This window comes from Natronomonas sp. (genome assembly GCF_046710025.1).
In the GTDB taxonomy this organism is placed as follows: domain Archaea; phylum Halobacteriota; class Halobacteria; order Halobacteriales; family Haloarculaceae; genus Natronomonas.
Genome location: NZ_JBKEGK010000198.1, coordinates 1 through 4,836 on the forward strand (window position 1 = coordinate 1; position 4,836 = coordinate 4,836).

4 protein-coding genes and 1 pseudogene are annotated in these 4,836 nt (G+C 68.5%); 3 read left to right on the plus strand and 2 right to left on the minus strand.

Annotated features, from left to right (window positions below):
• Nucleotides 1–118 precede the first annotated feature (118 nt).
• Entirely contained in the window at nt 119–769 is a 651-nt protein-coding gene (locus ACI944_RS11800) for a hypothetical protein (RefSeq protein ID WP_411719250.1), read from the plus strand.
• A gap of 34 nt (nt 770–803) precedes the next feature.
• On the opposite strand, the gene ACI944_RS11805 is transcribed toward ACI944_RS11800, so the two are convergent.
• Nucleotides 804–1,571, minus strand: coding sequence for a hypothetical protein (locus ACI944_RS11805; RefSeq protein ID WP_411719251.1), 768 nt, complete (start codon nt 1,569–1,571; stop codon nt 804–806).
• A 125-nt stretch (nt 1,572–1,696) separates the two neighbouring features.
• Between ACI944_RS11805 and ACI944_RS11810 the strand changes: the two genes are divergently transcribed.
• Nucleotides 1,697–2,215, plus strand: coding sequence for a hypothetical protein (locus ACI944_RS11810; protein ID WP_411719252.1), 519 nt, complete (start codon nt 1,697–1,699; stop codon nt 2,213–2,215).
• Nucleotides 2,216–2,739: 524 nt separating this feature from the next.
• Here the strand turns inward: ACI944_RS11810 and ACI944_RS11815 are convergent.
• Nucleotides 2,740–3,060 (minus strand): annotated as a pseudogene (locus tag ACI944_RS11815) (ArsR/SmtB family transcription factor); the annotation flags it as partial.
• 193 nt (nt 3,061–3,253) lie between these two features.
• Between ACI944_RS11815 and infB the strand changes: the two are divergent.
• The coding region (infB, locus tag ACI944_RS11820; RefSeq protein ID WP_411719253.1) for a translation initiation factor IF-2 at nt 3,254–4,836 on the plus strand (1,583 nt) is incomplete at its 3' end.

Genomic DNA, 4,836 nt, shown 5'->3' on the forward strand with positions numbered 1-4,836 from the left:
GAGAACATCGCGGTCGACGGGGGCCGCCTGCCCGAGCGCTGAGCCCTCTTGAGGCACAAGCGGCACACCACCCGGCGCGCGCCGGAAGACAGAGGCCGCTGGGGGCCGTTGTGCGATCATGGCCGAACACTCCGGAACCTTTCGTGTCTACCGCGTCGTCGAATCGGTGCCCCACTACAACCTCCAGGCGACCGATTCGCCAACCCTCTACACCGTCTATCAGTCCGGATACGGCGAGTTACAGTCGTCGGTCGATGACCTCCGGACCGGCGACCGGATCGAAGCGACGCTTGCGGGCGACCCCGCTGCCGAGTCGGATCCGTGGCGGCTGACGGCGCTGGAACGGCTCGACCGCGTCGAGATGGACTTTGCGGTCGGCGTCACGCCACCTGACGTCGCCCGCGAGGCCTGGGTGCCGGGGGCGACGGACCCGATCTACGCCACCATGACCGCGGACGACGAGCCGGTCGGCGTTTGCTGTCTCCAGCCCCGTGACCCGCTGCCGGAGAACGCGTTCGTCCCGAACGTGTTGACGGGGCTGTTGCCGCTGGAGGACCATTTCGAGTCGATTCCCGAGATCGGCGACCCGGCCGTCGAGGCGCTGTTTTTGGACCCCGACGAACCGGACGCGTCGACGCACACGGAGCCCTACGGGGTCCTGTTGTTGTTTTCGGAGGCGGGCCGCGAACTCGCCGATCGGTTCCGGGAGCAATACGACTGTCCGCGGGGGACGGACACCCGCCCGGAGTTCGACCCCTACGGGATCTGATCGAGCGACGCTCGACGCCCGGGGACGCGGCCGATCACTGCGGTTTCGTCGGGCGCGAACACCGCATGCAGAGCGTGTTGCCGGCAGCCCAGTTGACGTCGGTGCTTCCGCAGTCGGGACAGCGGTGGTGGTCGGTCGAGTACTCCGTCGTCCCGCGGGGGGCGGCGAGGACGCCCGACTCGGTCACGCGCTCCAACAGTCCCGGGAATCGCTGTCGCTTGTAGTTCGGGCGGGCGGCGAGGAACGCCCCCGGGTCGGCGGGATCAGGGCCGTGGAGATCCTCCCAGGTGACGGCGATTTCGCCGTTATCGAGGGTTCTGGCGACCTGCTTGATCGGCGCGGCGGCGGCCTCGAAAAGGGGTGTCGTTCCCCAGTACTGTGGCCCCCGTTCGTCGGGCGGCGATGACTCGTAGGCGTCGGCCGCCTCTGCGTAGGCGGCGGCCACGTCGCCGGTGTCGCCGATCGCCCGGAAGTCGGCGACGAACTCCGCAAGGCAGGCCCGCTGGACGGGGCGATTGAGGCCGGCGGCGAGGTCGCGGGCGACGGCGATCCCCTCGACGCTTCGTCGGGTGGCCCGCTTGCTCGCCCCGGCCACGCGGTAGCAGACGGCGGCGGTCGCCAGATACCCGACTCCGACGCCAACCCAGCCCTTCGGGTCGGGTTCGAACGGATCGATATCGGGGCGCGGGTCGGCGAGGACGCGTCGCCCGGCGCGGGTGTATCTGTCGCCCGCGGTCTCGTAGTCGCGCTCGGCGATGGCCGCGACCGCCTCACCGCGGTGGCCGCCGTCGGATGTGCTCATACAGTTGTGTGGGGCCGCAGGGGCACAACCGTTGTCCAACCAGACGAACGTGCCGGAGGCTCCGGATGCGCCCCGACCCCCGCGGGCTGGGAAAGACCGATACCGCTCGCGATACAAAGATGGGTATGAGCCGCGATCGGACTCGGACGCGCGAGCGCTCCGGGGACGCCGGCGAGGAGTTCGACGCCGAGTTCGAACTCGACTCGGAACTCGACCCCGACGCCGACGAGGATCGAACGCGGGCGGACCCCGACGACGCGTCGGGTGGCTTTCGCAGCCGTGCCGCCGAGCGAGCCGGGGCGTTGTTCGCCCCCCGGATTTTCATCGCCGCCTTGCTCGTCACCGTCGGCGCGCTGTTCGCAACGAGCACGTTCATCCCGCTTCCAGGCGCGGGGCTGGCGGGCGTCTTCGCCGCGGCGTTCCTGTTCGGGGCCGTCCTCAAAGACCGCCGGTACGCGGAGACCGTACTCTCGGGGGCGCTCGCGGCGGGGGGAAGCGCGGTCCTCGATTTCGCCGTCGTCGCCCTCTTTGGCGGGGTCGGTCTCCCACTCGTGGCCGTTGCTGGGGGGCTGGGTGCGGTCGTCGCCGCGGTCGGGACGTACTTCGGCCGCGACCTTCGGAAGGGGCTGACGCAGGATCTCTAGTCGTCGGTTCGGAGCCGCCAGCGGTCGCCGCGGCGCTCGACAACCCCGTGTGCGGAGAGCCCTTCGAGGGCGTCGGTGACGACATCGGGGGGCGCATCGACCCGGCGGGCGAGTGCCTCGGCGGTTTCGGGGCCGTCGACGAGCCCTCGAAGCAGGTCGCCATAGAACCGGCCGTCGACGCCCTCGAAGTGCGCGCTGATCCGGTCGAGGGTCTGTGTGAGCCGTCCCTGAACCCATCGTTGGGCCATCGACAACTCGTTTTCGAGCCGTTCGAGCCGTTCGAGGTCGGTGACGAGCCGGCCCAGATCGGGTACCTCGTCGCCGCCGTCTTTGTCCTCTGTGTCGTGGGCCGACTCCACACCCGGGTCGTCGGCAAGTCGGCGATCAGCCGCGTCACCCTCGGCCGGGCGGCCCTCCGTCCTGACGCCCTCGACCGGTGGCACGTCCGTGGCCGTTGGCCCATCGGCCTCGTCCTCGGCTGCCTCTGCGCCGTCCGCCGTCGCCCCTGCCTCGCTTTCGAGGTGCAGAGAGACGTATCGCCAGGAGGTAATGTCGAGGTTCGGCGAGGCCGAGTACGCGCTCTTCGTGCCGAACTCGTAGGGCGAGACGTTGACCTCGAGGCGGAGGTCCCGCGCGATCGAGAAGTATTTGCGACGGCCGTCGTCGACGTGGGACTCGACCAGTCCCGCTTCGTCGAGCTTTCGGAGGTGGTCGATGACCGCCTTCGGGCTCACCCCGAGATACTCGCTGATCTCCGTGACGTAGCAGGGCTTCCGCGAGAGCAACCGCAGGATGCGCCTGCGGTTTTCGTTGCCGAGGAGATCGAGGAGTGCCGCGGAGTCCATTGGCCCGAGATACGGTCCGCGGACGAAAAAGCGTGACGCGAGCGATCCGAGCGTTGCCGCCCGCAAATCCCCGGAGTCGACTATCGAGGGCGTCGAAGCCCCACGGACGACCCTCAACGACGGCGTGTTCTCTCATCGGAAGTTGAAACGATTATATGCTGTGGCCAGCCTAAAAGAGATAAGGGGCTTTTCTATGTCTGAATCCGACACCACCGACGCCGCCGGAAGCGCGGAGCTGCGGACGCCGATCGTCGCCGTCCTCGGCCACGTCGACCACGGGAAGACCAGCCTGCTCGACGAGGTCCGCGGCTCGGCGGTCACGGCCGGCGAGGCCGGCGCGATCACCCAACACATCGGGGCGACGGCCGTCCCGCTGTCGACGATCTCCGATATCGCCGGCGACCTCGTCGACCCGACGGACTTCGATCTGCCCGGCCTGCTGTTCATCGACACGCCGGGACATCACTCGTTTTCGACGCTGCGCTCGCGCGGCGGCGCGCTGGCCGATATCGCTATTCTGGTCGTCGACGTCAACGACGGCTTCCAGCCACAGACCCACGAGGCGCTGGATATCCTGAAACGCACGCAGACCCCCTTCATCGTCGCCGCGAACAAGATCGACACGGTCCCCGGCTGGAACCCCAACCCCGACACGCCGGTGCGGGCGACGCTTGAGGCCCAAAGCGACCGCGCCGAGAGCCGCCTCAACGAGCAGCTCTACGAGATCATCGGCCAACTCTCCGACGAGGGCTTTTCGGCAGATATGTACTGGCGGGTCCAGAACTTCCGGGAGAACATCGGCGTCGTCCCCGTTTCCGCCGAAACCGGCGAGGGAATCCCCGACCTGCTGACCGTCCTCATGGGGCTCTCCCAGCGGTATCTCAAATCCGAGATGTCGATCGATACCTCGGGGCCCGGCGTCGGGACCGTCCTCGAAGTCAAAGACGAGCGCGGGTTCGGCACCACCCTCGACACCGTCCTCTACGACGGGGTGCTCCAGGCCGAGGACACCGTCGTCGTCGGCGGGAAGAACGACCCGATCGTCACCGGTGTCCGGGCGCTGTTGCAGCCCCGGCCGCTCGCCGAGATCCGCACCGAGAGCCAGTTCGAGCAGGTCGACTCGGTCCGGGCGGCGGCGGGGATCAAGATCGCCGCGCCGGATCTCGACGACGCGATGGCGGGCGCGCCCGTCCGGGCCGTCCGCGACCGCGACCTCGACACCGTCGTCGCCGAGGTGCGGGCCGAACTCGCCGACATCGAGGTTGTCACCGAAGAGCAAGGCGTCGTCGTCAAGGCCGATACGCTCGGGTCGTTGGAGGCCATCGCCGCCGCCCTCAAGGAGGCGGAGATCCCCATCGTCCGCGCGGAGGTCGGTGACGTCGCCCCCCGCGATGTCGCGGTCGCCTCGACCGCCGAGGAACCGACACACGCCGCCATCCTCGCGTTCAACGTCGACGTGCTCGACGACGCCGAGGACGAGATCGAACGGGCCGCCGAGGTCAATCTCTTCGACGACGATGTCATCTACCAACTCGTCGAAGCGTACGAAGAACACGTCGCGGCGATCGAGGACGCCCAACAGGAGCAGATCCTCGACAAGATCCAGCGGCCCTGCCGCTTTCAGATCCTCCAAGACCACACCTTCCGCCAATCGAATCCCGCCGTCGTCGGCGTCGAAGTGCTTTCGGGCACGCTCAAGCGCAACTCACGGGTCGTCAAGTGGGACGGCAACGAGCCCGAGCGCGTCGGCGAGTTGAAATCGCTGCAGGACGCCGG